This is a genomic window from Pseudomonas taiwanensis (assembly GCF_013393345.1).
Taxonomy (GTDB): domain Bacteria; phylum Pseudomonadota; class Gammaproteobacteria; order Pseudomonadales; family Pseudomonadaceae; genus Metapseudomonas; species Metapseudomonas resinovorans_C.
On record NZ_QJRF01000033.1, the window covers coordinates 34,311 to 57,677 of the forward strand.

A 23,367-nucleotide genomic window follows, 5' to 3' on the forward strand; every position below is an offset into this window, starting at 1 on the left:
GCTGCGCACGGCTTGCCCCACGAGCCCGACCATGAAACGTATCTGCTCCATCTACAAAAGCCCGCGCAAGAACGAGATGTACCTTTATGTCGACAAGCGCGAAGCCCTGAGCCGCGTGCCTGAAGGTCTGCTCGCCGCCTTTGGTGCCCCTCAGCATGCCTTCGACCTGGTGCTCACTCCCGAGCGCCAGCTGGCCCGCGAAGACATTGGCAAGGTGCTGGAAAATATCGAGAAGCAGGGCTATCACCTGCAGATGCCCCCGGCCCAGGATGAGTACATCGAGCATCTGCCGGAAGAACTGCTGCGGATGAACGACCCCATCTGATGAAAATCCTCATCGCCGAATCCGAGTTCGCCCTCTATGCCGACCTGCTGCGCACCGAGTCCGGTTTGCAGCTTCACGGCGGCAGCGAAGTGGAGCGCCTGCTGGACGCCGCGCACGAGTGCACGGTGTGGCTCGGCGAACCCGATGTGATGGCGCAATTGCTGCGCAAAGGCTGCAAGCCGGAGTGGATGCAATCCACCTGGGCGGGCATCACGCCATTGCTGGCCGACGACCTGCCCAAGGACTACCGGCTCACCCGCGCCGTCGGCATCTTCGGCCAGGTCATGGCGGAGTACGTGCTCACCTACCTCCTGGCGCATCAGCGGCAGATCTTTTCGCGGGTTACGGCGCAGACCGAGAAGCGCTGGGACAACCGCCTGCCGCGTAGTCTGGACGGCAAGCGGGTGCTGATCGTCGGTGCGGGTGACATCGGCCAGAGCGTCGCCGGTTTCCTCGAACCCTTTGGCGTGGAGTTGCATGGCATTGCCCGCGAGCCTCGCCCGATGGAGCCTTTCGAACGGGTCTCCGGCATGGAGGCGCTGGCCGAGCAGGTGGCCTGGGCCGATTGCGTGGTGAACCTGCTGCCCGACACGCCGGCCACTCGCGACATCTACGACGCCGGAATCTTCGCCTGCATGCAGCCGACCGCGCTGTTCATCAACGCCGGGCGTGGCGTGGCGGTCGTCGACCATGACCTGGTGGCGGCGCTGCAGGCCGGCCAACTGGCCGGGGCGGTGATCGACGTTTGCCGTGAAGAACCCCTGCCGGCCTGGCACCCGTTCTGGAGCGCGCCCAACCTGCTGGTTACCGGCCACAGCTCGGCGCCGACGCTGCCCAGCGCCATGGCCCGCCTGTTCGTCGACAACCTCGCCCGCTATCGCTCCGGCGCGCCCTTGCGCGGGAACGTCAACTTCGAGCGCGGCTATTGAGTTCGCCGTGCCGTAACCAGCGGTCAGCTATGCTTGGCCGACACCCTGGACGCGACTAGAATACCCGCCCCCCGAACCAGCCCCCGCACACCATGGCCGCCAAAGTCGAACCCTTCTGGAAGCGCAAGACCCTCGAACAGCTCGATCAGGAAGAGTGGGAATCCCTCTGCGATGGCTGTGGCCTGTGCTGCCTGCAGAAGCTCGAAGACGAGGACGACGGCAGCGTCTATTACACGCGCATTGCCTGCAAGCTGCTGGACCTCAATACCTGCCGCTGCACCGACTACGCTAATCGTCGGAAGTTCGTGGCCGACTGCATCCAGCTCACCCCGGCCCAGGCCGACGAGTTCCGCTGGCTGCCGCCTACCTGTGGATATCGGCTGGTGGCCGAAGGCAAGGACCTGCCGCCCTGGCACCACCTGATCTGCAATGACCCCGAAGCGGTGCACAAGGCGGGCATCTCCCAATCCGGTCGCATGCTGAGCGAAAGCAGCGTGGCGGAGGATGATTGGGAGGACTACCTGATTTTCCGCGCCGGCTAGCAGGCGGATGGAAACTGGCCGCCGCGCTCGCTTTTTTTCAATGCGCTGCAGGGCCGGTCATGGATCAAACCGCCACCTTTCGAGTCTCAGGGACTGACCGTCACACCTACCAAGGAAGCCATCCTCGATGTCCGCCCGTTCCCAGCTGCTGCTGTCCACCGTCCTGCTGACCCTGAGCGCCCCGCTGTGGGCCGCCAAGAAGGTCGATCTCGACTACCAGGTGCGCTTCCTGCCCGAGAGCGACCAGGCCGAAGTCAGCCTGGTGCTGGAGAAGGGCGACGGCGTGCGCGGCCTGCGATTCGACCTGGGGGACAAGGGCTACTACAGCGACTTCAAGGCCAGCGGTGACTGGACTCAGGAAGACCCGGGCCATGGCACCTGGATACCCGGCAAGGGCAAGGCCAGCCTGAGCTACAAGGTCCGCGTCAGCCATCCCCGTGGTGACGGCCGTTTCGACGCCCGCATGACCCCCGACTGGGCGCTGCTCCGCGGCGACGACCTGGTGCCGGCTGCACGCCTGGACCTGGCGGACGGCATCGACCTGGTGGCGCGCCTGCAATTCGAGCTGCCCAAGGGCTGGGAAGCCGTGGAGACCGGCTGGCCGCGCATCGGCAAGAACCGTTTCCGCATCGACAACCCCGAACGCATGCTCGACCGTCCCACCGGCTGGATCCTCGCCGGCAAGCTGGGCAGTCGCCGCGCCACGCTGGGCAATACCGACGTCACCGTGAGTGCTCCGGTGGGCGAGGAGATGCGGCGGATGGACATCCTGACGATGCTCACCTTCGTCTGGCCCCACGCCCAGGAAGTCTTCCCCCGCGAGCCGGGCAAGCTACTGATCGTCGGCGCCAACGACCCCATGTGGCGCGGCGGTCTGTCGGCGCCCAACTCGTTCTTCATGCACTCCGCGCGTCCGCTGGTGAGCGAGAACGGCACCAGTTCGCTGGTGCATGAGCTGGTGCATGTACTCAGCCGCATCAGCGACACCGACCGCAGCGACTGGATCAGCGAAGGCGTGGCCGAGTATTACGCCATCGAACTGATGCGCCGCGCCGGCGGCCTGGGCGACGACCGCTACGAAGCCATCCGCAAGCAACTGCGTCAGTGGAGCAAGAAAGTGGACAGCCTGCGCGGCGAGCACGCCAGCGGCCCGGTCACCGCGCGCGCCGTGCTGCTGCTTCAGGACCTGGACAAGGAAATCCGCCTGCGCACCGACGGCCAGCGCTCCATGGACGACGTCGCCCGTGGCCTGATGCGCCTGGACAAGGCCAGCACCAAGGATTTCATCGAGATCAGCGAAAACATCATGGGCGGCGCGTCGGGCGTGCTGGATACCAAGTTGTTGCGTTGATTGCCGCTTTGCAGCTGCACTGCCCCGTAGGAGCTGGCTTGCCAGCGAATGGCCCTTTTTCGCTAGCAAGCTAGCTCCTACAACTCATGCAGCTCCGTAGGTTGCGGTAGCCCTCAAAGGTGGGCTGAAGCCCACCCTACGAATTCCGGGACAATCGCTTTTCCTGCACCCGCGTCACATCTCCCCCCGCCGCCCGCTCAGCAGCTCCAGCATGGCCGCCGCGGTCGGCTCGGACGATGCCGGGTTCTGCCCGGTGATCAGGTTGCCATCGGTGACCACATGGGGCTGCCAGTCGGCCACCTTGGAGTACTGGGCGCCTTTTTCCTTCAGCACGTCTTCCAGCAGGAAGGGCACCACCTCGGCCAGACCCACGGCGGTTTCCTCAGAGTTGGCGAAGCCGGTCACCGCATTGCCCTGCACCAGCGGCGCGCCGTCCGGCGCCTTGGCATTGAGCAGCACGGCGGGGGCGTGGCACACGGCGCCTACCGGTTTGCCGGCGGCGTAGAAACTTTCGACCAGCACGATGGAATGCAGGTCATCCACCAGGTCCCACATCGGGCCATGGCCGCCGGGATAGAAGAGGGCGTCGTAGTCGGTCGGCACCAGCCCGGCGAGCATGTGGGTATTGGCCAGGGCGCGGCGTGCTTCGTCATCCTCGCGGAAACGGTGGGTCGCTTCGGTCTGGGATTCCGGTTCGTCGCTCTTCGGGTCCAGTGGCGGCTGCCCGCCTCTGGGGGAGGCGAGTATCACTTCGGCGCCCGCGTCGCGAAATGCGAAGTAGGGCGCGGCGAACTCCTCCAACCAGAAGCCGGTCTTCTTGCCGGTGTTACCCAACTGGTCGTGGGAGGTCAGTACCATCAGGATCTTCATCGTGATCTCCTTGTGGACTCGGTTACGAACGGCCCGACGGGCTATTCCTCGCGCTTCAACAGGTCGCCAATGTCGGCGAATGCCTTATAGGTGGTACGCGGCCCCTGCCGCGCGCCGGGTTGTTCGTCGCTGTGCCACTGCTGGTCGGTATAGCGGGCATGTTCGTTGTCATGGCAGTAGAGGCAGAGCAATTCCCAGTTCGAACCATCCGGCGGGTTGTTGTCATGGTTGTGATCGCGGTGATGCACCGTAAGTTCGGACAGGCGCTTGCCACTGAATTCGCGGCCGCAGCGGCCGCATACCCAGGGAAACAGTTTCAGTGCCTGCTCCCGGTAGCTGTGTTCGCGCCGCTTGCGTTCGTCGGCGAGCAGCTTGTCCAGTTTGCTCGTTGAAGGAGGCGTAGTCATCGTCAACTCCCGTGCCTGCGTCTCTGAAAGTCTAGTTCCGGGCAGGGTCGATCGCTGGCAGCCCGTCGCATGGGGGATCGCCCCGGCGTGCGGGGATTAGACTGTTCAGTGTGATGAGCAGGAGGCTGGCACCATGATTCATTCCCGCGTTGCAGTGCTGCTGACATTGGCCCTGACCGCCAGCACGGCGGCGGCACAGAACCCACCGCTGCTGCGTGCGCCCCTGCAGCCACCAGCAGGCGCGCCCGGGACCGTCAGTCCGCAGCCTTATCCCCAGGTGGTGCCGCGCGCGATCACCAGTCCCTCGCCACAGAGCGGCAGCCCGCAGATGATGCGGCGGCCGGACCAGGAACAGCGTCTGCGCGAGTCCCTGGAACAGCGCGACCAGTCGATTCCCGCGCTGGAGCAGCAATTGGAACGCAACTCCAGGGGGCTCGGCACCGGGACCGGTAATCCCTGATTACTGCGGGAGCAGTCCCAGCACCTTGAGCAGGAAGGCATATTCCAGTGCCACATCGCGCAGCGCCTGGTAGCGACCACTCATGCCGCCATGGCCGGCGCTGAGGTCGGTCTTCAGCAGCAGCGGGTTGCCATCGGTCTTCATCGCCCGCAGGCGGGCGACCCATTTGGCTGCTTCCCAGTACTGCACGCGGCTGTCGTTGTATCCCGCCACCACCAGCATCGCCGGGTAGGCCTGGGCGCGGACGTTTTCATAGGGCGCATAACCCTTGATGCGCGCGTAGACCTCGGGCTCGTGCGGGTCGCCCCATTCGTCGTATTCGGTCACCGTCAGCGGCAGGTCGGGGTTCTGCATGGTGTTGAGGACGTCGACGAAGGGCACTTCGGCGATGGCCGCGCCGAACAGGTCGGCGCGCAGGTTGAGCACGGCGCCGATCAGCAGGCCGCCGGCGCTGCCACCGCTGACGGCCAGTTGCGCGGGGCTGGTATAGCCCTCGGCGATCAGGTGCTCGGCGCAGGCGATGAAGTCGTGGAAGGTATTGGCCTTGTGCTCCAGCTTGCCGGCGCGATACCAGGCCTCGCCCAGCTCGCCGCCGCCGCGCACATGGGCGATGGCGAAGACGAAGCCGCGTTCCAGCAGGCTGAGGCGCGCGTGGGAGAACCAGGGGTCGAGGCTTTCGCCGTAGGCGCCGTAACCATAGAGGTAGAGCGGGGCGGGTTTGCCCAGGGTGTCGCGGCGGGCCACCAGGCTGATGGGGATGCGCGTGCCGTCCGCTGCCGTGGCCCAGAGACGCTGGCTGAGATAGGCGTCTGGATCGAAGGGGCCTTCTACCGGGGTTTCCTTGAGCACGACCTGCGCGCCAGTGGCCAGGTCCAGCTGACGGACCTGGGCCGGACGGTTCAGGGCCTCATAGCGCAGGCGAATCACCGGGCTGTCGAATTCCAGGGTGTCCTGCACATACAAACTGTAGGCGGCGTCCGGCAATTGCAGCGGGTAAGGGGCGGCGCCCTCGGGGTGCACCTGGATCAAGGGCAGGCCACCTTCGCGCAGGCTGAGGGTGAAGCCGCCGGCATTCAGGCTGACGCCTTCCAGCATGCGCGCCTCGTCATGGGCGATCAGTTCCTGCCAGTGGGAACGGGCCGGCGCGGCTTCCGTCGCCTTGTACAGGGCGAAGTTGATGCCGGTCTGGTTGCTGCGGATCAGCCAGGTCCACTGGCCGTCGAGCTTGCCGTGGTCCGCGTAGTACTCGTGATCCTCTTCGCGGGGGGCGAGGCAGGTCCAGGCACCGTTCGGGGTATTGGCATCCAGCACCCAGGTTTCGCTGGTGGTCTTGCTGTTCAGCAGCAGGATCAACTGGCGTTCGGAGCTGGCGCGATAGCAGTGCAGGAAGAAGCGGCCATCGGCCTCTTCGAAGACCAGTTCGGCGCCGGCTTCACCCAGGCGGTGGCGGTGCAGGCGATGCGGCCGGTGCGTTTCATCCAGTTCGCCGAAGAACAGCGTGGCGCTGTCGTTGGCCCAGGTCATGCTGCCGTCGCATTGCTCGAAGGGCAGGGCGATGATTTCTCCCGTGCCCAGGTCCTTGACGAACAACTGGTAGGTCTCGTCGCCGCTGGTGTCCAGGCTGTAGGCCAGGCGCGAATGGTCCGGGCTGACGCTGAAGGCACCAATGGAGAGGAACCCGCCGTCCGCGAGCAGGTTCGGGTCCAGCAGCAGCTCCTCGGCGTCGTCGTCCAGGGCCAGCGAACCGTCCGCCGGGCGCGGGCAGCGATAGTGGCGCGGGTATTCGTCGCCCGCCGTGGTGCGCTGGTAGTAGAGCCAGGGCCCCCAGGGTACCGGCAAGGACAGGTCGGTCTCGCGGATACGGGCCTTGATCTCCTGGAACAGTGTCTCGCGCAGCGCCTTCTGCTCGGCCAGCCCGGTTTCGAGCCAGGCGTTCTCTGCTTCGAGGTGGGCGAGCACGTCAGGCGTATCGCGCTCCTCCAGCCAGCGGTAGGGGTCGTCACCAGGTTCGATACGGGCGATGGGGGCTTGGGACATGGGCACTCTCGAGGGCAGACGGTGCGGCGACGGCAGGAGCGCCGGAACCACGAAAAGCGTTTATCATAAGCGCCCTTTTGCCAGCCTTGCCACGGACGCCAATGACTGAAAACGACTACCTGCTCGCCTGGGCCGCCTACGGAGTTGCCGCGCTCGGCTGTCTGCTGGTCTGGTGGCACCTTACCGACTGGATGTGGCGCTGGCTGCGCGAGCCGCTGCGGGTGCTGGTCGCAGTGCTGCTGCTGACGCCGACCATCGTCGACCCGGCGAAGGACCTGTTCGCTCCGGCCGTGGCCATCACCGCACTGGACGTGGTCTTCAAGGTCGGCAACAACGCCTGGAAGGCGACCCTCGACCTGACCATGTACAGCATCATCGCCCTGGCGCTGTACCTGGTGTACGCCGGTATCCGCTGGCCCATCGAGAAGAAGCTCAAGGCCCGCCGCGCCGAGCGTGAAGGCGCCCAGCAGGCCGCCGACGAGCCGACCCTGCGTGAGGTGATGCGCGATAGCCGACCTGAAGCAGACACACGCTTCGACCAGAACGGCGACCGCCGCCTGCGCATCGAACCCCGCCTCTGACCTGCCGGGCCTTGCAGCCCGGCCATGGGGCGTTCAGCATGGGCCACCCCGGCCCGGAACGCCCTGATCGACTTCCCGGCCCGGAAAGTCTTCCCACCCCCAGAACGCCTGACGCCAGAGTCCTGAACCATGTGCGAATTGCTCGGCATGAGCGCCAACGTACCCACCGATATCGTTTTCAGCTTCACCGGCCTGATGCAGCGTGGCGGCGGCACAGGCCCGCACCGCGACGGCTGGGGCATAGGATTCTATGAGGGACGTGGTCTGCGCCTGTTCCAGGAGCCGTCGGCGAGCGTCGAGTCCGAAGTGGCGCGCCTGGTGCAGCGCTACCCGATCAAGAGCGAAACCGTGATCGGCCATATCCGCCAGGCCAACGTCGGCAAGGTCTGCCTGTCCAATACCCACCCCTTCGTGCGTGAGCTCTGGGGGCGCAACTGGTGCTTTGCGCATAACGGCCAACTGGCGGGCTTCGAGCCGCCGAAGGGCTTCTACTGCGCGGTAGGGGATACCGACAGCGAAGCCGCCTTCTGCGATCTGCTGAACCGCGTGCGCGGAGCCTTCCCTGAACCGGTGATGGCGGAAATCCTCCTGCCGGTGCTGATCCAGGCCTGCTTCGAGTATCGCCAGAAGGGCGTGTTCAACTGCCTGCTCAGCGACGGCGACTGGCTGTTCAGCTTCTGTTCCACCAAGCTCGCCCACATCACCCGCCGCGCGCCTTTCGGCCCGGCACGCCTGAAGGACGCCGACCTCACCGTGGACTTCCAGGCCGAAACCACGCCCAACGACGTGGTCACGGTGATCGCCACCGAGCCCCTGACCGACAACGAAACCTGGAACATCTACCAGCCAGGCGAGTGGATACTCTGGCGCCGTGGCGAGATCATCACCCAGGGCCGGACCTGATACGGAGAAACAGGGAATGTTGCGAAGCTACCTGCGCCTGGTCCTCTTCACCCTCGGGCTGCTGATCGGTGTTCAGGTGCCGGGCTTCATCGAGGACTACTCCCAGCGTGTCGACGCCCATCGGCTGGAAGCGGAGCAGGGGCTGAAGGGCTTCCGCGAAACCGCCCAGCGCTTCTTCCAGGGCGACCTGGCGGCGCTGGTGGCCCACTACCGCGCCAGCGACGACCCGGTAATGCGCAGCGACGCCGACAGCATCGCCCACCTTGTGGTCCGCAATGAGTTGATGCAACGGGAATGGCAGGCTTTGCAGGGGCCCTGGTACCAGCGCGCCTGGCACGTCCTGGCCACCGCCAACCGCGAGCTGCGCCAGGAAACTCTCGCAGCCTATAGCTATCAGCTCCTGCTCAAGCCAGATGCCATTGCCTGGGGCCTTGGCGCTGGATTGCTGCTGGCCTGGGTGGTGGAAAGCATCCTCCTGCTCATCGGCGCCGCAGCCGGCATCGGCCGCAGTCGCAAGGTACAGCAGCGACACAGGCTCTGAGTCCCGCACGCGTTCGGCCTTGGCTGCATTGCCCGTAGGAGCTGGCTTGCCAGCGAATGGCCCCGTTTCGCTAGCAAGCTAGCTCCTACAAGGCCCCTGGACCGATGGCCGATCTCTGGCAACAGCTAACGCAGACATAGCCAATGAATTCGCTCGGGCGCTGCATCGGCTGACGCGTGCCGGTGGTCGCTTGGACACAATGCGAACAAGGCGGATTCGTAGATGATTCCTATCTTGATTTAATATGCCCGTCCCTTAGATTGAGGCCAGCCATTCATGGATGTTCTCTTGCACCTCCATGAGCGCCTGTCCGAGTGGGTGATCGGGCCCGTCAGCGACCAGTTCGCCGGCATCTTCGACCTGAATGGTCGCTTCGGCGTGCTGTTTCTCGGTATTTCCTACGGCATCGCCTACACGCTGTTCCGCGTCAGGAAGCATCGTGGCCTTACCGAGGCGAGTTCCTTCTGGCAGTTCATCGGCGGTCGCCGGGTGTACTTCCACCGCTCGGCGCTGCTCGACTACCGCTACTACTTCGTCCGCGCCATCCTCAAGGTCGTCCTGGTATTGCCCATCGTCGGTCTGGTCGACCCGCTCATACTCCGTTCCGGGGACTACATCGCCTTCTTTACCAACCTCTGGGGCGCTCGCCCGCAACTGGGCGAGAACCTCGGGCTTTCCCTGCTCTTCGGGCTGGGCGTATTCCTGGTGAAGGACTTCGTCCACTACTGGGCTCACCGGGCCTTCCATTCCCGTTGGCTGTGGGCCTTCCACAAGGTCCACCACTCGGCGCCCGTACTGGTGCCGGCGACCGCGAGCCGGGTCCACTTCGTTGAGAAGATCGTCGAGAAGCTGGCCTCCGGCGTGGTTCTCGGCCTCTACGTTGGCGCGTTCTGGTACGCCTGCGGCGGCGAGATCAGCCGCTATACCCTGTTCGGCGTTACCTACCTGGTGTTCATCTGCAATGCCCTGGCGGCGAATCTGCGTCACAGCCATGTCTGGCTGTCGTTCGGTTCTGTGGTCGAGCATGTGCTGAACAGCCCGGCTCAACACCAGATCCACCACAGCGACGCCCCCAGGCACTTCAACAAGAACTTCGGCACCAACCTGTCACTCTGGGACTGGATGTTCGGCACCCTCTACGTCACCAGCTCCAGGCCCGAGGACCTTCGCTTCGGTACTCTGGAAAAGGACCATGACCGCTACCTGACGATCTACAGCCTGATCGTCACTCCATTCGTGGATACCGCGCGCAAGATCGCCAGGGTGAAGCACCCGCAGCGATTTCCGCTGCGCAACGGCTGAGCCGAACCCGCGCTTTGACGTTGGCTCCTTTTAGCCAACTTCGCCGGCTCGGCCAGCGTGGGATGCTTCGCTAGCGCCGTTCGATACGGCGGGAAGAAGAACGGAACGCTCGGCCAGTTCCTCATACAAACGGATCGCCTTGGGTGTGCAGCCGGTCAACTTGGCGAGCGTTCCGATTTACAGGGCAGGTTTCTTATCCGTGAGAGGGGCTATTGCAAGCGCTACGTATGGCTGATGCTCGGTTGGGCTCCCGCGCTGCTCAAGACTCGCGGCCGTGGGCCAAAGCGGCCAGTTGCCCGGGGTCTACCCGCACGAAGACGGAATCGCCAACGGCGGTCAGCAGTTCCCCCGCATAGACCTCGCAGATCACCCGGGTCTTGCGACCTGCATCCCCCTCAAGCCGGGCGCGCAGCAGCAGCGGCACGCCCATGGGGGTCGGTTTGATGAACTTGATACCGAGGTTGCCGGTGACGCACTCGATACGCGGCAGGCTGCCCGGCTCGCGGCCTTCTGCACGGTAGTGGTAGGCCATGGCGGTCCAGTTGGAGTGGCAGTCCACCAGCATGGCGATCAGTCCGCCATACACCAGGTCCGGCCAGCCGCAGTACTTGGCATCCGGCACGTGTTCGGCCACGACGTGTACGCCGTCCTCGTGCCAGCGGCTCTTGATTTGCAGCCCGTGATGGTTGCGGCCGCCACAGCCATAACAGACGCCGTCCGGCGCGGCGATGTCCTGCAGGGAGTTGTCTTGCATGATCGGCTCGTCTCGAAGAAATACGCGCCAAGCCTAGCGGCTTTGGCAACAAAGCAGAACGGGCCCCGCAGGGCCCGTTCTCATTTCGACAGAAACTTCATCCCATCCTCCAACCCCTGCAGGGTCAGCGGGAACATCTGCTCGTTGATCAGCTCGCGGACGATGTTGGTGGACGAGGTGTAGTTCCAGGTGTCCTTGGGGTAGGGGTTGATCCAGATGAGCTTCTTGTATTTCTCCATGAAGCGTTTCATCCAGACGTAGCCCGGCTCTTCGTTCCAGTGTTCGACGCTGCCGCCGGCCTGGGTGATTTCGTAGGGGGCCATGGCGGCATCGCCGACGAAGACCACTTTGTAGTCCGGACCGTACTTGTGCAGCAGGTCGAGGGTGGAGGTGCGCTCGGAGGTGCGGCGCAGGTTGTTCTTCCACACCGACTCGTAGACGAAGTTGTGGAAGTAGAAGTACTCCAGGTGCTTGAACTCGGTCTTGCACGCGGAGAAGAGTTCTTCGCAGACCTTCACGTGGGCGTCCATGGAGCCGCCGATATCCAGCAGGAGCAGCAGCTTCACGGTGTTGCGGCGTTCTGGGCGCATCTGGATGTTGAGCAGGCCGGCATCCTTCGCGGTGTGGTCGATGGTGCCTTCCAGATCCAGTTCTTCCGCCGCGCCTTCGCGGGCGAACTTGCGCAGGCGGCGCAGGGCGACCTTGATGTTGCGGGTGCCGAGCTCCACCTGGTCGTCGAGGTTCTTGTACTCGCGCTGGTCCCAGACCTTGACGGCCCGGCCCTGGCGCTTGCCGGCATCGCCCACGCGGATGCCTTCGGGGTTGAAGCCGCCGGAGCCGAAGGGGCTGGTGCCGCCGGTGCCGATCCACTTGTTGCCGCCGGCGTGGCGTTCCTTCTGCTCTTCCAGGCGCTTCTTGAACTCTTCGATCAGCTTGTCGAGGCCGCCCAGGGTCTGGATCTGCGCCTTTTCCTCGTCGGTCAGCATGCGCTCGAACTCCTTGCGCAGCCATTCCTCGGGAATCAGCGCCTGGAGGTAGTCGTCGAGCTTTTCCAGGCCCTTGAAGTAGGCGCTGAAGGCACGGTCGAACTTGTCGAAATGGCGCTCGTCCTTGACCAGCACCGTGCGGGCGAGGAAGTAGAACTCGTCCATGTCGGCGAACACCACGTTGTGCTTCAACGCGTTGATCAGGTCCAGCAGCTCACGGACCGAGACTGGCACCTTGGCTGCGCGCATTTCGTTGAACAGGTTGAGCAGCATGGCTGCACCCTCGTTGTTTATCGGTAAGGCCTCAGGAGCGGGACTCCTGGGGCAGGCCGTCGGCGATCACGTACCAGTCGGCCTTGGAATCTGTGTAGATGTGCGACTGCGGGATTTCACCTAGCGCGGAATCCAGCGTGCCGAGCGCGACGCCAACGCAATCGGGGCCGGCATTCTGGCTGTACCACTGCAGGGTGGAACCGCACTGCTGGCAGAAGGTCCGGGTCACGCCGGGGGAGGAGTGGAACTTGGCCACGACATCCTCACCCTGCACCCAGCGGAAATTGCTCCAGCGCACGGTGAAGTAGGTGCCGAACGCCGCACCATGGGCCTTGCGGCACTGGCTGCAATGGCAGTGGGTGGCGGATTCGATGGGCGCGTCGATCTCGTATTTCACCGCGCCGCACAGGCAACTGCCGTGGTGCATGGCTACATCCTCTCCCTAAGCGCTATCCCGTAGGAGCGAGCTTGCTCGCGAACGGGGCAGCAAGCTCGATCCTACGGTGATGATCAGCGGCTGGCGCGGCGGCTCATGAAAGCCAGGCGTTCCAGCAGTTGCACGTCCTGCTCGTTCTTCACCAGGGCGCCTGCCAGCGGCGGGATGGCCTTGGTGGGGTCGCGCTCGCGCAGCACGGCTTCGCCGATGTTGTCGGCCATCAGCAGCTTCAGCCAATCCACCAGTTCGGAGGTGGAGGGCTTCTTCTTCAGGCCCGGGACCTTGCGCACATCGAAGAACACGTCCAGCGCCTCGGCCACCAGCGAGTTGCTGATGTTCGGGTAATGCACGTCGACGATCTTCTGCAGGGTGTCGCGATCCGGGAAGGCGATGTAGTGGAAGAAGCAGCGGCGCAGGAACGCGTCCGGCAGTTCCTTCTCGTTGTTCGAGGTGATGATGATGATCGGGCGCTGCTTGGCCTTGATCGTCTCGTTGGTCTCGTAAACGTAGAACTCCATCTTGTCGAGTTCTTGCAGCAGGTCGTTGGGGAACTCGATGTCGGCCTTGTCGATTTCGTCGATCAGCAGGATGACGCGCTCGTCGGACTCGAATGCCTCCCACAGCTTGCCTTTCTTGATGTAGTTGCGAACGTCGTGGACCTTGTCGGAATCCAGCTGGGAATCGCGCAGGCGGCTCACCGCGTCGTATTCGTACAGGCCCTGGTGCGCCTTGGTGGTGGACTTGATGTGCCAGGTGATCAGCTTGGCGCCGAAAGCGGCGGCCAGTTGTTCGGCCAGCATGGTCTTGCCGGTACCCGGTTCGCCCTTGACCAGCAGCGGGCGCTGCAGGGTGATGGCGGCGTTCACCGCGAGCTTGAGGTCGTCGGTGGCGACGTAGGACTGGGTGCCTTCGAACTTCATCAGTAAATCCTCGGACGTGAGACTCCGGTTGGAATACCGGACGGTTCAGTATTTGGGAAAGGGCTGACTATAACGCGCGCATGAGTCGACTGTGAACGCAGACGATTCATTCAGTCACTGAATGGGCGGTCACTCGTCTGTATTGGCGCAATCGTCATGGCGGGCTAGTCGTTGCGCTTGGGCGGTGCCAGTTCGAAGCGGGCGGTGAAGGCCTCGATGAAGGCGTTGCGCAGTATGCCCAGGAAGGCCTGGATGGCGCTGACGTCCTTGCGATGGATATTGCCGCGCAGTTCCACGCGGGTGGCGAACTGGTCGCGCTGCTGGTTCTTCAGCACGGTTTCGCCGCCGCCTACCAGGGCTTCCCAGAGGGAACGGAAGAAGCCCTTCTCGGTGTTTTCCACGTCCTGTTCCCAGTCGAACACATCGACGTTGTGCAGCAGCGGCTTCACATAGCCGCTGAGCTGGCCGTTGTCGGCTCGCGCTTCGATAACGAGGTCGCCCGTGCCGGACTTGAAGTCGAACTTGCCGTAGGCACGGGAGAAGTCGTTGAGCTTCGGCAGGTCGATCTTGCGGGCGCGCAGGCGCAACTCGAAGTCATCGAAGTCCTTGAACGGATCGAAGGTCGCCTCGACCTCCAGCGGTGCATTCCCCAGGACCTTCGCCTTGCCTTCCAGTCGCGCCACACGCTCGCCCTTGCTGTCGGTGACGTTGGTCAGGTTGTAGATGCTGGCGTTCACCTCGGTGGCTTCGATGTCCACCTTGGGCCTGGATTTGAAGTTGTGAAAGGAGATGCGGCCGTTCACTACCCGCACTTCGTTGAGGGTGATGGGCAGTAGTTTATTCAACTGGTCGCGCCAGTCGGTGCCGGCGCCGGTCTGGGATTCTTCCTTGTTGGCGCCGCCATCGACGAAGTTCAATTCAGGCGCCTCGAAGACCACCTGGGCGACCACGGCGTGGTCATACCAGAGCGAGTGCCAGCTCACCGCCAGGTCGATGCCCGGTGCGTCCAGGAAAGGCACCGGCACCTTGCCGCCAACCTTGACGATGGACAGTCCATTGATGCGATAGGCACCGCGCCACCAGGCGAGGTCGACGTCGGCTATCTGGCCGTGGTACTCGCCCATGGCGGCGAGCCGGTCATTCAGATAGTTGCGGATCAGCACGGGCAGGGCGAGATGGGCCACCACCAGTAGCAGGAGGAGGGCCAGGGTCGCGCCAAGGGTCAAGCTGAAGCGTCGTTTCATGGGGCTAGCGCCGGGGGGGCCTCTTTTGCAGTGGACTGCGCCCGCGCGGCATGAGTTCGGCTGGACTGACATGGCTGGCGGGCATACGCTCCCCAGCTTTCAATCGACCCCAAGCACTAGGGACAGGATCAATGAGCCGTATCTACGCAGATAACTCGCAAGCCATCGGCAACACCCCGCTGGTTCGCATCAACCACCTGGGGCCGCGAGGCGTGACCATTCTCGCGAAGATCGAGGGACGCAACCCCGCGTACTCGGTGAAGTGCCGCATTGGCGCCAGCATGATCTGGGATGCGGAAGCGTCGGGTCGGCTGAAGCCCGGCATGACCCTGGTGGAGCCCACCTCCGGCAACACCGGCATCGGCCTGGCCTTCGTCGCCGCCGCGCGTGGCTACAAGCTGATCCTCACCATGCCGTCGTCCATGAGCCTGGAGCGCCGCAAGGTACTCAAGGCCCTGGGCGCCGAACTGGTGTTGACCGAACCGGCCAAGGGCATGAAGGGCGCGATCGAAAAGGCCAGCGAACTGGCGAACGCCAACCCTGAGCAGTACCTGCTGCTGCAACAGTTCGAGAACCCGGCCAACCCAGCCATCCACGAGAAGACCACCGGCCCGGAAATCTGGAATGACACCGAGGGTGCGGTGGATGTGCTGGTGGCGGGCGTGGGTACTGGTGGCACCATCACCGGCGTGTCGCGCTACATCAAGCAGACCTGCGGCAAGCCAATCCTGTCCGTGGCCGTGGAGCCGGTGAATTCCCCGGTCATCAGCCAGACCCTGGCCGGCGAGGAGGTGAAGCCGAGCCCGCACAAGATCCAGGGCATTGGTGCCGGATTCGTGCCGAAGAACCTTGATCTGACCATGGTCGATCGCGTCGAGCAGTGCACCGACGACGATGCCAAGGCCGTGGCCCTGCGTCTGATGCGCGAGGAAGGCATCCTCTGCGGTATTTCTTCCGGCGCCGCCATGGCGGTGGCCGCACGCCTGGCGGAGCGTCCGGAAATGCAGGGCAAGACCATCGTGGTGATCCTGCCTGACTCGGGCGAGCGCTATCTTTCCAGCATGCTGTTCGACGGCCTGTTCACCGAACAGGAACTGCAACAGTAGGTTGGTCCGAGCCCCGCGAGGCCCAACGTTCAGAGGGTGGGCCTCGCACTGTTGGGCTTCGCTGCGCTCTGACGGAACGCCGCCCGCCACAACCTACGTGAGCTCCTGAGCAGGAACTGCAACAGTAGGTTGGTCCGAGCTAAGCGAGGCCCAACGTTCAGAGGGTGGGCCTCGCACTGTTGGGCTTCGCTGCGCTCTGACGGAACGCCGCCCGCCACAACCTACACAAGGTCCTGTTCGCGGGAGTTGCGACAGTAGGTTGGTCCGAGCTCAGCGAGGCCCAACGTTCAGGTGGTAGGCCTCGCACCGTTGGGCTTCGCTGCGCTCTGCCACAACCTACGACTGCGCTGTTTCGTAGCTCCCCGATTCATAGCTAACCCCGTGGCGCACGCGGGGTGGGCCATCGCCTTCGTGCAGCATGGTCAGGTTGTCGATGATCGCCTTGTCGGCGATGGTCAGGCGATCGAGCATCCGCAGGTGCTGCAGCCAGTTCTCCACCACCATGGTTTCCTGCCACAGCTCCGGCTCGCTGGCATCGCGATAGAGCGCCCAGCGTTCGGCGCCGTTGCGTAGGCGCAGGCGGCGAAGCGGGCGACTGGCGCGGACGAAGTCGCGGGTGCGCTCCTGGGGAATGCGGTATTCGATGGTCACCAGCACGGAGCCTCGGTCCGGGTCGAAGGCGAAGCTCGGCTGGCCGGGCTGCGGACTGTCGGCATGGGCGATGCTCGAGGCGTCCAGCTCCGGCAGGCGACGCGGGTAGAGCAGGAAGGCGCAGGCGATCATCAGGCAGCCGGCGCTGAACAGCGCGCCCTTTACGCCCATGCTTTCCGCCAGGTGGCCCCAGAGGTACGAGCCGAGCGCCAGGCCGCCGTAGATCGCGGTCTGGTACAGCGCCAGGGCACGGGCCTTGACCCAATCCGGCACCAGAATCTGCACCGCCGAGTTGTAACTGGCCACCGCCGCGATCCAGCAGATGCCGCCCACCAGCAGGGCAGGGAAGATCACCCAGAGGCTGTCCAGAGAGCCCAGCGCCAGCATCACTACACCGAATACCAGGCCGGCGAGGCTGATCAGCTTGCTGGTGCCGATCAGCAGGCGTCCTCGATTGACCAGCAGGCTGCCGCTGATGGCGCCCAGTCCCAGTGCGCCGAGCATGTAGCCATACACTGCGGCGTCGCCATCCGGATTGCGGTGCGCCAGCAGCGGCAGCAGTGCCCAGACGGCGCTGGCGGAAATGCCGAACGAGAACGAGCGCAGCATCACCAGGCGGGTGACGCTGGAGTACTGGGTGAAGCGCAATGCCGCCACCACCCCCTGCATCAGGCCTTCGGGCGGCAGGGCGCGGGCGGGGATGTCGCGGCGCCATTGCCAGATCGCACCGATCAGCGCCAGGTAGCACAGGCAGTTGAACAGGAATACCCAGGCCGGACCCACTGCGCTGAGCATCAGCCCGCCCAGGGCCGGACCGGCGGCGCGGGCGACGTTGTAGTTGACGCTGTTGAGCAGCACCGCATTGCCCAGCATCTCGCCCGGCACCTGTTCGCTCACGGCCGCCTGCCAGGCAGGGATGGTGATGGCGCCGCCGATGCTGATCCAGAGGATGGAGACGATCAGCAGGATCGGGTCCAGGTAACCGAGGAAGGCGATGGCGCTGAGGAAGATCGCGCCGCTCATCTCGAAACAGAGTCCGGCGAGCATGATCTTGCGCCGGTCATGGTTGTCCGCCAGCACGCCCGAGAGGATCGACATCAGCACCAGGGGCAGCGCCGAGGCGACCTGGATCATCGCCACCAGCAAGGGGCTGGCCTGGGCCTCGGTGACGACCCAGGCGGCGGCCACCGATTGCGCCCAGGTGCCCAGGTTGGCGAACAGGTTGGCGATCCAGATGATGCGGAAGGCGGCAATCGTGAAGGGGCTGAACAGGCCCTTGCGTGAAGGGGCTTCAGGTTCGGTGTCGAGGGGGAGATCGTTCTTTGGCGAGACGGATTGGAGCATGGCGACCATCCTTGCAATGCGCGGCCCCGGGCAGGCGGGCCGGTCAAGGCAGAAGTGTAGACGCCGTCCATGGCCCGGTTTTGCGCTGGATCAGGCTTCCTCGCGGGCACGCTGGGACTTGCCGCGCATTGTCACTGGCGGCGCTGATGGAGAAGCTGGAAGCCCCGCATGACGGGGTCTCGATCCACAAGCAGCCAGGACACAACGACAATGACACGTTCCTTCGCGCCCCTCCTTCTGACGCTGGCCATGTCCGCCGCCGCCCAGGCGGCCGATACGGTGAAGATCTACAACTGGAGCGAGTACATCGCCCCGGACACCGTCGCCAACTTCAGCAAGGAAAGCGGTATCCAGGCCAGCTACGACGTTTACGACAGCAACGAGACCCTCGACGGCAAACTGATGACCGGTCAATCCGGCTACGACGTGGTGGTACCCTCCAACCACTTCATGGCCAAGCAGATCCAGGCCGGCGCGCTGAAGAAGCTGGACAAGAGCCAGTTGCCCAACTGGAAGAACCTCAACCCGGTGCTGCTCAAGGCGCTGGAAGTGAACGACCCGGGCAACCAGTACGGCTTCCCCTACCTCTGGGGCAGCACCGGCATCGGCTACAACGTCGACAAGGTGAAGGCCGTGCTGGGCGAAAACGCCCCGGTGGGCTCCTGGGACCTGTTCTTCAAGCCGGAGAACATGGAGAAGCTCGCCAAGTGCGGCGTCGCCGTGCTCGACAACGGCCCGGAGCTGCTGCCCATCACCCTCAACTACCTGGGCCTGCCGCACCACAGCCAGAAGCCCGAGGATTACAAGACGGCGCAAGCCGAGCTGATGAAGGTGCGTCCGTACATCACCTACTTCCATTCCTCGAAGTACGTCAGCGACCTGGCCAACGGCGATATCTGCGTGGCGGTCGGCTTCTCCGGCGACATCCTGCAGGCCGCCACGCGTGCCAAGGAAGCCAAGAACGGTGTGAACATCCAGTACTCGACGCCGAAGGAAGGCTCGCCCATGTGGTTCGACATGGTCGCCATGCCCGCCGATGCACCCGATGAGGCGGCTGGCTATGCGTTCCTCAACTACCTGTTGCGCCCGGACGTGATGGCCGGCATCAGCAACTCGGTGCATTACGCCAACGGCAACGCCGCGGCCGATTCGTTGGTGGAGGCCGAAATCAAGTCCGACCCGGCCATCTACCCGCCGGCCGACGTGATGGAGAACCTATTCGCCCTGGAGTCCATGCCGCCAAAGATCGACCGCGTACGGACCCGTGTGTGGAGTGCGATCAAGACGGGGCGTTGATCACGTGCGCGCCTGAAATCACCTTGTGGGGGCGAATTCATTCGCAAAGCAGGCCGTAGGCCTGCCAAGGGGGCTGCTGCGCAGCCCATAGCGAATGAATTCGCCCCCACAGGTTAAAAAAGGATTCCGGCTGGGCCTTACCCCGCCGATTTCGCCGCAGCCGGTTCCGCCGCCGGCTTGAGCACCAGCCACAGCGCCAGGGCGATCAGCACGCCGCCTTGCAGGTGCGCCATCGACACCGACTCATCGAGCAGCAGCACGCCCCAGAACACGCCGAACGGCGGGATCAGGAAGGTCACGGTCATGGTCTTCACCGGACCGACATTGGCGATCAGGCGGAAGTAGAGGATGTAGGCGAACGAGGTGCAGATGAACCCCAGGGCGGCCAGGGCCAGCCAGGTGCCCGGTTGCATGAGCGGTGCCAGTGGCATGCTCGGCGCATCCCAGGCGAATACCGGCACCAGGCAGAGGGTGGCGCCGATCTGGCAGCCGAGGGCCACCATCCCGCTGTCCATGCCGCCGGCCTCGGTAATCCAGCGCTTGGTCATGAAGCCGGCAAAGCCATAGCAGGTGGTCGCCACCAGGCAGGCAGCCGCCCCCCAGAGCAGTTGGGCATCGAAGGCGACGGGACCGGTGCGGGTCAGCACCCCCACGCCGGCCAGGCCCATCAGTACGCCAAGGGCCTTGCTGCCGGTGAGTTTTTCGCTGAAGAACAACGCCCCGATCAATACGCCCATCAGTGGCGTCGTCGCATTGAAGATCGCCGAGTAGCCGGCCGGCAGCACCTTGGCCGCCAGGGCATACATGGCTGCCGGAACCCCGGAACTGACGATGCCGATCACCAGGGTCTTGCCCAGCTTGCCGCGAAAGTCCCAGTTGGAGCGCAGCACGGCGAGCAGCACGGCCAGGCCGATCGCCGACAGCAGCACCCGCAGGAAGGCCGTCGGCAGTGCGCCGATTTCCGGCACCAGCATGCGGATGAACAGGAAGCTGGCGCCCCAGATGGCGGCGAGGCTCAGCAGGCGGACGATATCGGCGGGTTTCATGACAGGCTCCAGGCAGTGGAGCCGGCACGATGCGCCGCCCGGGAAGGCGGCGCAATCCACAACTTGCTTTCAAATTGGCGGAACAGTTTGAAGCGGGAACGGCTTGTCTTTTCTGTGGGGGCGAATTCATTCGCTGAGGGACGCGCAGCGGCCCCAAGCGAGCTAAGGCAGGTCTTCGACCTGCATCGCGAATGAATTCGCCCCCACAAAAGCTGGGTCACTGCTCAGTTCGTAGGGTGGATCACGCTTCACCGATCCACCATCGCAGCCTGGTGCGGCACCGATGGTGGACATACTGTGGGAGCGAATTCATTCGCGAATGGGCGGCATAGCCGCCCCTTGAGGTTTCGATGGGCGAACCTGCGGTCCGCTTCGCGATTGAAATCGCTCCCACAAGAGATGTCAGAAGCTTTTGCTCACGCTCGCCACCCAGGTCGCCGTGCAGACATCGGTGAAGCCGTAGTTACTGGCGCATTCGGCCTCAGAGAGGTCTGTGTCGACGTAGGAGAGGCCCCAGGTGACGCCGAGGAAGTCCCGGGTCAGCTTCGCCTCCCACTCGTGGTAGCTGTCGGTGCTGTCGCCATTGGTGGACCAAAACATCGGGTCCTTGAAGTCCATTCGCCCATAGCGCAGCTCCAGACCGACCTCCAGGGGCAGGCGGGTCTCGTAGCCGACATAGCTGTAGAGGGCATCCTGGTCCTCGCCGAACACGGTCGATGCGTCGTTGGAGTAGTAGGCCGCGAGCTTGAAGCCGTGGGCACCGAGGATGGCGTAGACCTCGCTCTGGTTGAACTGGCTCTCCTTCGGATAGCTGTACTTGATGTAGCCGAGATCCAGGTTCACCTCATCCGTGGCCTGCCAGTACCAGCCGGCGTAGTAGTCGACTTCCTGGCGGGTCTTCAGGCCGAAGCCGTAGTCCACGTTGGAGGTCCAGGCTCCGGCGTAGAGGCCGCTGGAGTGAATCAGTGTGGCGCCTGCCTGGGCGGCCGGGTCGTTCTGGGTCTGGGAAATGCCACGGGTGCGATAGTCGCTGAGGACGGCCAGGTCGACTTGCACGGAAAAGTCATCGTTGAGTTGCAGGGCCTGGCAGGCGAGCGGAGCCAGGGTGAGGGCGAGGAGCGTGATGCGGCGCATGGGGATACCCGTTGTTGTGATTGTTCTGGCAGATGCGGGCAAGGCTCCGCCCGGCCCCCGCCGTGGGGCGGGAGCAGAGCGGGAGCGGGTGGTGCTTGTTGTCAGAGAGCGGCGTTGAAGACTTCGCGGCCGCCGAAGTAGGTCTTGAGGACGCGGGTTTCGGCGAGGTCCTTGTCGGCGACGCTGAGCACGTCGCGGTCGAGGATGATGAAGTCGGCCTGCTTGCCGGGAGCGAGGGAGCCGATCTGCTGTTCCAGGCCGATGGTGCGGGCGGCGTTGAGGGTGTAGGCCTGGAGCATCGTTTCGCGGTCGATGCGCTCGTCGGCATTGAGCACGCCTTTGGGCCCGTCGCGGGTCACCGCCTGGTAGATGGCCTGCCAGGGATTGGGCGAGGACACCGGCCAGTCGCTGGCACCGGCAATGGTCGCGCCTTGTTGCAGCAGTGAATGGGCCGGGTACTGGTAGCGGAAGGCGAAGGCACTGACGTAGGGCTTCACCAGGTCCAGTGTGTAGTCGTCGCCCGAGGCCCACAGTAGTTGCATCGAGGCGATCACGTTCAGCGGTTTGAAGCGTGCGAACTCCTTGGGGTTCACCAGTTGCAGGTGGGTGATGGAATGGCTGACGCCGCTCTGGCGATCCTTGCGCGCCTGCTCGATGCCGTTGAGGGATTCACGCACCGCGCGGTCGCCGATGGCGTGGACATGCACCAGCCAGCCACGGGCGTCGGCCGCGCTGACCAGTTCACCGAAGTGGGCCGGGTCGATCAGCAACTCACCTTTCTTCTGCGAGTTGTTGTACGGGTCGATCAATGCAGCGCTCTGGGCCGGGTACTCCAGCACGCCATCGGCGAAGACCTTGATGCCCGGCAGGCTCAGGTTGGGAATGCCCTGGAACTGTTGGCGCACCTTGTCGAGGGTATCCAGGTCGGCGGGGCGACTCTTCGGGTTGGCCACCAGCAAGGCGGCGACATGCGCATTCAGCTCACCCTTGTCGGCCAGAGCCTTGTACACCGGCAGCACGCCCACGGTCTTTTCCGTGGGCTTGAGGGCGAACACCGCTTCACCCGGCGCGGCGTTGGCTGCCGGGTCCATCCAGGCGGTGATGCCCTGGCTGTTGTTGTACTTAACCGCAGCCTCACCAGCTCGCAGCATTTCCTCGGCACTGGCCGACGGCATGGCGGCGGCGATGCGATCCCAACCGGCATCCACGGCAAAGCCGTTGGGTGTGCCGTCCTTGTCGGCGCCCAGGGTGCCTCGCTCGGCTTCGGGCAGGGAGGCGACCAGCTTCGCGTCGATGCCAGCGCGATCCAGCATGGCCTGGTTGGCCCAGCCGGTGTGATGGTCGCTGCCGCTGAACACCACGGGCACCTTGGCCCATTCGCCGTTATTGAAGATCCGGCGCAGTTCCTCCGCGCGGCTCCAATAGGCCGAGCTCATGCCTGCGATATTCAGCACGTCGCCATGGCGGGCGCTGCCATCGTCACGCCAGGTGCGCAGGCGTTTCTCCAACTCGACCGATTCCACCACCTCGTCTTCCATGTTGGCGGAGGTCATCTCCAGTCCACCGAAAATGGCGTGGGAATGGGTGTCCACCAGCCCCGGCAGCAGGCGCTTGCCCGCCAGGTCGATGACCTGGGTGGAGGCGTCGGCCAGGGCCTTGATCTCGGCATCGTTGCCCACCTTCAGCACCTTGCCATTCGCCACCGCCATGGCCTGCGCGGAAGGCCGGGAGGGATCGGCGGTGTAGAGCTTGCCATTGAGCAGCACCAGGTCGGCGGCTGCCATGGACTCCATCGAGGAAAAAGCCAGCGCCAGTGCCAGCACCGTGGGCTTGAAGCCTTTCATGGGTGAACCTCTTGTTTTTATTGATCTGGCAGCGAGACTAACGACTAGACCGGGGCGGCAGAACGCCCGAAACGTGCAAAAGCTT

The 23,367-nt window shown here is 64.3% G+C and carries 23 protein-coding genes; 11 read left to right on the forward strand and 12 right to left on the reverse strand.

What is annotated here, in order from left to right; genetic code table 11:
* The first annotated feature begins 31 nt into the window (after nt 1–31).
* From DM872_RS03860 to DM872_RS03875, 4 genes are all read left to right on the forward strand, one after another.
* Entirely contained in the window at nt 32–325 is a 294-nt protein-coding gene (locus DM872_RS03860; protein WP_077524962.1) for a YcgL domain-containing protein, read from the forward strand.
* Nucleotides 325–1,254: a D-2-hydroxyacid dehydrogenase gene (locus tag DM872_RS03865; RefSeq protein WP_179058218.1), complete on the forward strand. Its 930-nt coding sequence runs from the start codon at nt 325–327 to the stop codon at nt 1,252–1,254. The genes DM872_RS03860 and DM872_RS03865 overlap by 1 nt, the downstream gene beginning before the upstream one ends.
* Nucleotides 1,255–1,346: 92 nt before the next feature.
* A complete protein-coding gene (locus tag DM872_RS03870; protein WP_077524960.1) occupies nt 1,347–1,796 on the forward strand; it encodes a YcgN family cysteine cluster protein in 450 nt (149 codons plus the stop codon).
* Between the two features lie 127 nt (nt 1,797–1,923).
* A complete protein-coding gene (locus tag DM872_RS03875) occupies nt 1,924–3,147 on the forward strand; it encodes a hypothetical protein (protein WP_179058219.1) in 1,224 nt (407 codons plus the stop codon).
* 174 nt (nt 3,148–3,321) lie between these two features.
* Here the strand turns inward: DM872_RS03875 and DM872_RS03880 are convergent, their stop codons facing one another.
* Complete coding sequence (locus tag DM872_RS03880; protein WP_179058220.1) at nt 3,322–4,017, reverse strand: type 1 glutamine amidotransferase domain-containing protein; 696 nt, start codon at nt 4,015–4,017, stop codon at nt 3,322–3,324.
* Between the two features lie 41 nt (nt 4,018–4,058).
* Complete coding sequence (locus DM872_RS03885) at nt 4,059–4,430, reverse strand: YajD family HNH nuclease (RefSeq protein ID WP_179058221.1); 372 nt, start codon at nt 4,428–4,430, stop codon at nt 4,059–4,061.
* A gap of 127 nt (nt 4,431–4,557) precedes the next feature.
* Between DM872_RS03885 and DM872_RS03890 the strand changes: the two genes are divergently transcribed.
* Nucleotides 4,558–4,884 carry a hypothetical protein gene (locus DM872_RS03890; RefSeq protein WP_179058222.1) on the forward strand — a complete coding sequence of 109 codons (327 nt, stop codon included), beginning with the start codon at nt 4,558–4,560 and terminating at the stop codon, nt 4,882–4,884.
* Here the strand turns inward: DM872_RS03890 and DM872_RS03895 are convergent, their stop codons facing one another.
* Nucleotides 4,885–6,927, reverse strand: coding sequence for a S9 family peptidase (locus DM872_RS03895; RefSeq protein WP_179058223.1), 2,043 nt, complete (start codon nt 6,925–6,927; stop codon nt 4,885–4,887).
* Between the two features lie 95 nt (nt 6,928–7,022).
* Between DM872_RS03895 and DM872_RS03900 the strand changes: the two genes are divergently transcribed.
* From DM872_RS03900 to DM872_RS03915, 4 genes are all read left to right on the forward strand, one after another.
* Nucleotides 7,023–7,502, forward strand: coding sequence for an MFS transporter (locus DM872_RS03900; protein WP_179058224.1), 480 nt, complete (start codon nt 7,023–7,025; stop codon nt 7,500–7,502).
* Nucleotides 7,503–7,631: 129 nt separating this feature from the next.
* Complete coding sequence (locus DM872_RS03905) at nt 7,632–8,405, forward strand: class II glutamine amidotransferase (RefSeq protein WP_179058225.1); 774 nt, start codon at nt 7,632–7,634, stop codon at nt 8,403–8,405.
* A gap of 16 nt (nt 8,406–8,421) precedes the next feature.
* On the forward strand, nt 8,422–8,946 hold the full coding sequence (locus DM872_RS03910) for a DUF2937 family protein (protein WP_179058226.1): 525 nt from the start codon (nt 8,422–8,424) through the stop codon (nt 8,944–8,946).
* 276 nt (nt 8,947–9,222) lie between these two features.
* Nucleotides 9,223–10,248: a sterol desaturase family protein gene (locus DM872_RS03915; RefSeq protein WP_179058227.1), complete on the forward strand. Its 1,026-nt coding sequence runs from the start codon at nt 9,223–9,225 to the stop codon at nt 10,246–10,248.
* Between the two features lie 259 nt (nt 10,249–10,507).
* On the opposite strand, the gene DM872_RS03920 is transcribed toward DM872_RS03915, so the two are convergent.
* The 5 genes from DM872_RS03920 to DM872_RS03940 all read right to left on the reverse strand — a co-directional run bounded on the left by DM872_RS03920 (nt 10,508) and on the right by DM872_RS03940 (nt 14,861).
* A complete protein-coding gene (locus tag DM872_RS03920; protein WP_179058228.1) occupies nt 10,508–11,002 on the reverse strand; it encodes a PaaI family thioesterase in 495 nt (164 codons plus the stop codon).
* An 80-nt stretch (nt 11,003–11,082) separates the two neighbouring features.
* Nucleotides 11,083–12,261, reverse strand: a complete 1,179-nt coding sequence (locus tag DM872_RS03925) for a vWA domain-containing protein (RefSeq protein ID WP_179058229.1) — start codon at nt 12,259–12,261, stop codon at nt 11,083–11,085.
* 31 nt (nt 12,262–12,292) lie between these two features.
* Nucleotides 12,293–12,688: a GFA family protein gene (locus DM872_RS03930; protein WP_179058230.1), complete on the reverse strand. Its 396-nt coding sequence runs from the start codon at nt 12,686–12,688 to the stop codon at nt 12,293–12,295.
* An 83-nt stretch (nt 12,689–12,771) separates the two neighbouring features.
* Nucleotides 12,772–13,617 carry an AAA family ATPase gene (locus DM872_RS03935; protein ID WP_179058231.1) on the reverse strand — a complete coding sequence of 282 codons (846 nt, stop codon included), beginning with the start codon at nt 13,615–13,617 and terminating at the stop codon, nt 12,772–12,774.
* Nucleotides 13,618–13,781: 164 nt separating this feature from the next.
* Nucleotides 13,782–14,861, reverse strand: coding sequence for a DUF748 domain-containing protein (locus DM872_RS03940; protein ID WP_179058232.1), 1,080 nt, complete (start codon nt 14,859–14,861; stop codon nt 13,782–13,784).
* Nucleotides 14,862–14,992: 131 nt separating this feature from the next.
* On the opposite strand from DM872_RS03940, the gene cysK reads away from it, so the two are divergent.
* Nucleotides 14,993–15,967 carry a cysteine synthase A gene (cysK, locus tag DM872_RS03945; protein ID WP_179058233.1) on the forward strand — a complete coding sequence of 325 codons (975 nt, stop codon included), beginning with the start codon at nt 14,993–14,995 and terminating at the stop codon, nt 15,965–15,967.
* 336 nt (nt 15,968–16,303) lie between these two features.
* Here the strand turns inward: cysK and DM872_RS03950 are convergent, their stop codons facing one another.
* Entirely contained in the window at nt 16,304–17,962 is a 1,659-nt protein-coding gene (locus tag DM872_RS03950; protein ID WP_179058234.1) for an MFS transporter, read from the reverse strand.
* Nucleotides 17,963–18,172: 210 nt separating this feature from the next.
* Here DM872_RS03950 and DM872_RS03955 point away from each other — a divergent pair, with 210 nt between their 5' ends.
* Nucleotides 18,173–19,258, forward strand: a complete 1,086-nt coding sequence (locus DM872_RS03955; RefSeq protein ID WP_179058235.1) for a polyamine ABC transporter substrate-binding protein — start codon at nt 18,173–18,175, stop codon at nt 19,256–19,258.
* A gap of 137 nt (nt 19,259–19,395) precedes the next feature.
* Here DM872_RS03955 and DM872_RS03960 read toward each other — a convergent pair whose 3' ends face one another.
* The 3 genes from DM872_RS03960 to DM872_RS03970 all read right to left on the reverse strand — a co-directional run bounded on the left by DM872_RS03960 (nt 19,396) and on the right by DM872_RS03970 (nt 23,282).
* On the reverse strand, nt 19,396–20,304 hold the full coding sequence (locus DM872_RS03960) for a DMT family transporter (protein ID WP_179058236.1): 909 nt from the start codon (nt 20,302–20,304) through the stop codon (nt 19,396–19,398).
* Between the two features lie 402 nt (nt 20,305–20,706).
* On the reverse strand, nt 20,707–21,438 hold the full coding sequence (locus DM872_RS03965; RefSeq protein ID WP_179058237.1) for a TorF family putative porin: 732 nt from the start codon (nt 21,436–21,438) through the stop codon (nt 20,707–20,709).
* A gap of 101 nt (nt 21,439–21,539) precedes the next feature.
* Entirely contained in the window at nt 21,540–23,282 is a 1,743-nt protein-coding gene (locus DM872_RS03970; protein WP_179058238.1) for an amidohydrolase, read from the reverse strand.
* Between the last annotated feature and the right edge of the window lie 85 nt (nt 23,283–23,367).

What these genes read in the sequence shown, in the direction of transcription:
- DM872_RS03915 (WP_179058227.1), top strand. Translation starts at nt 9,223, where the DNA reads ATGGATGTTCTCTTGCACCTCCATGAGCGCCTGTCCGAGTGGGTGATC.
- DM872_RS03935 (WP_179058231.1), bottom strand. Translation starts at nt 13,617, where the DNA reads ATGAAGTTCGAAGGCACCCAGTCCTACGTCGCCACCGACGACCTCAAG.
- DM872_RS03965 (WP_179058237.1), bottom strand. Translation starts at nt 21,438, where the DNA reads ATGCGCCGCATCACGCTCCTCGCCCTCACCCTGGCTCCGCTCGCCTGC.
- DM872_RS03870 (WP_077524960.1), top strand. Translation starts at nt 1,347, where the DNA reads ATGGCCGCCAAAGTCGAACCCTTCTGGAAGCGCAAGACCCTCGAACAG.
- DM872_RS03860 (WP_077524962.1), top strand. Translation starts at nt 32, where the DNA reads ATGAAACGTATCTGCTCCATCTACAAAAGCCCGCGCAAGAACGAGATG.
- cysK (WP_179058233.1), top strand. Translation starts at nt 14,993, where the DNA reads ATGAGCCGTATCTACGCAGATAACTCGCAAGCCATCGGCAACACCCCG.
- DM872_RS03930 (WP_179058230.1), bottom strand. Translation starts at nt 12,688, where the DNA reads ATGCACCACGGCAGTTGCCTGTGCGGCGCGGTGAAATACGAGATCGAC.
- DM872_RS03970 (WP_179058238.1), bottom strand. Translation starts at nt 23,282, where the DNA reads ATGAAAGGCTTCAAGCCCACGGTGCTGGCACTGGCGCTGGCTTTTTCC.
- DM872_RS03950 (WP_179058234.1), bottom strand. Translation starts at nt 17,962, where the DNA reads ATGCTCCAATCCGTCTCGCCAAAGAACGATCTCCCCCTCGACACCGAA.
- DM872_RS03960 (WP_179058236.1), bottom strand. Translation starts at nt 20,304, where the DNA reads ATGAAACCCGCCGATATCGTCCGCCTGCTGAGCCTCGCCGCCATCTGG.
- DM872_RS03865 (WP_179058218.1), top strand. Translation starts at nt 325, where the DNA reads ATGAAAATCCTCATCGCCGAATCCGAGTTCGCCCTCTATGCCGACCTG.
- DM872_RS03925 (WP_179058229.1), bottom strand. Translation starts at nt 12,261, where the DNA reads ATGCTGCTCAACCTGTTCAACGAAATGCGCGCAGCCAAGGTGCCAGTC.
- DM872_RS03955 (WP_179058235.1), top strand. Translation starts at nt 18,173, where the DNA reads ATGACACGTTCCTTCGCGCCCCTCCTTCTGACGCTGGCCATGTCCGCC.
- DM872_RS03920 (WP_179058228.1), bottom strand. Translation starts at nt 11,002, where the DNA reads ATGCAAGACAACTCCCTGCAGGACATCGCCGCGCCGGACGGCGTCTGT.
- DM872_RS03875 (WP_179058219.1), top strand. Translation starts at nt 1,924, where the DNA reads ATGTCCGCCCGTTCCCAGCTGCTGCTGTCCACCGTCCTGCTGACCCTG.
- DM872_RS03900 (WP_179058224.1), top strand. Translation starts at nt 7,023, where the DNA reads ATGACTGAAAACGACTACCTGCTCGCCTGGGCCGCCTACGGAGTTGCC.
- DM872_RS03940 (WP_179058232.1), bottom strand. Translation starts at nt 14,861, where the DNA reads ATGAAACGACGCTTCAGCTTGACCCTTGGCGCGACCCTGGCCCTCCTC.
- DM872_RS03910 (WP_179058226.1), top strand. Translation starts at nt 8,422, where the DNA reads ATGTTGCGAAGCTACCTGCGCCTGGTCCTCTTCACCCTCGGGCTGCTG.
- DM872_RS03890 (WP_179058222.1), top strand. Translation starts at nt 4,558, where the DNA reads ATGATTCATTCCCGCGTTGCAGTGCTGCTGACATTGGCCCTGACCGCC.
- DM872_RS03905 (WP_179058225.1), top strand. Translation starts at nt 7,632, where the DNA reads ATGTGCGAATTGCTCGGCATGAGCGCCAACGTACCCACCGATATCGTT.
- DM872_RS03880 (WP_179058220.1), bottom strand. Translation starts at nt 4,017, where the DNA reads ATGAAGATCCTGATGGTACTGACCTCCCACGACCAGTTGGGTAACACC.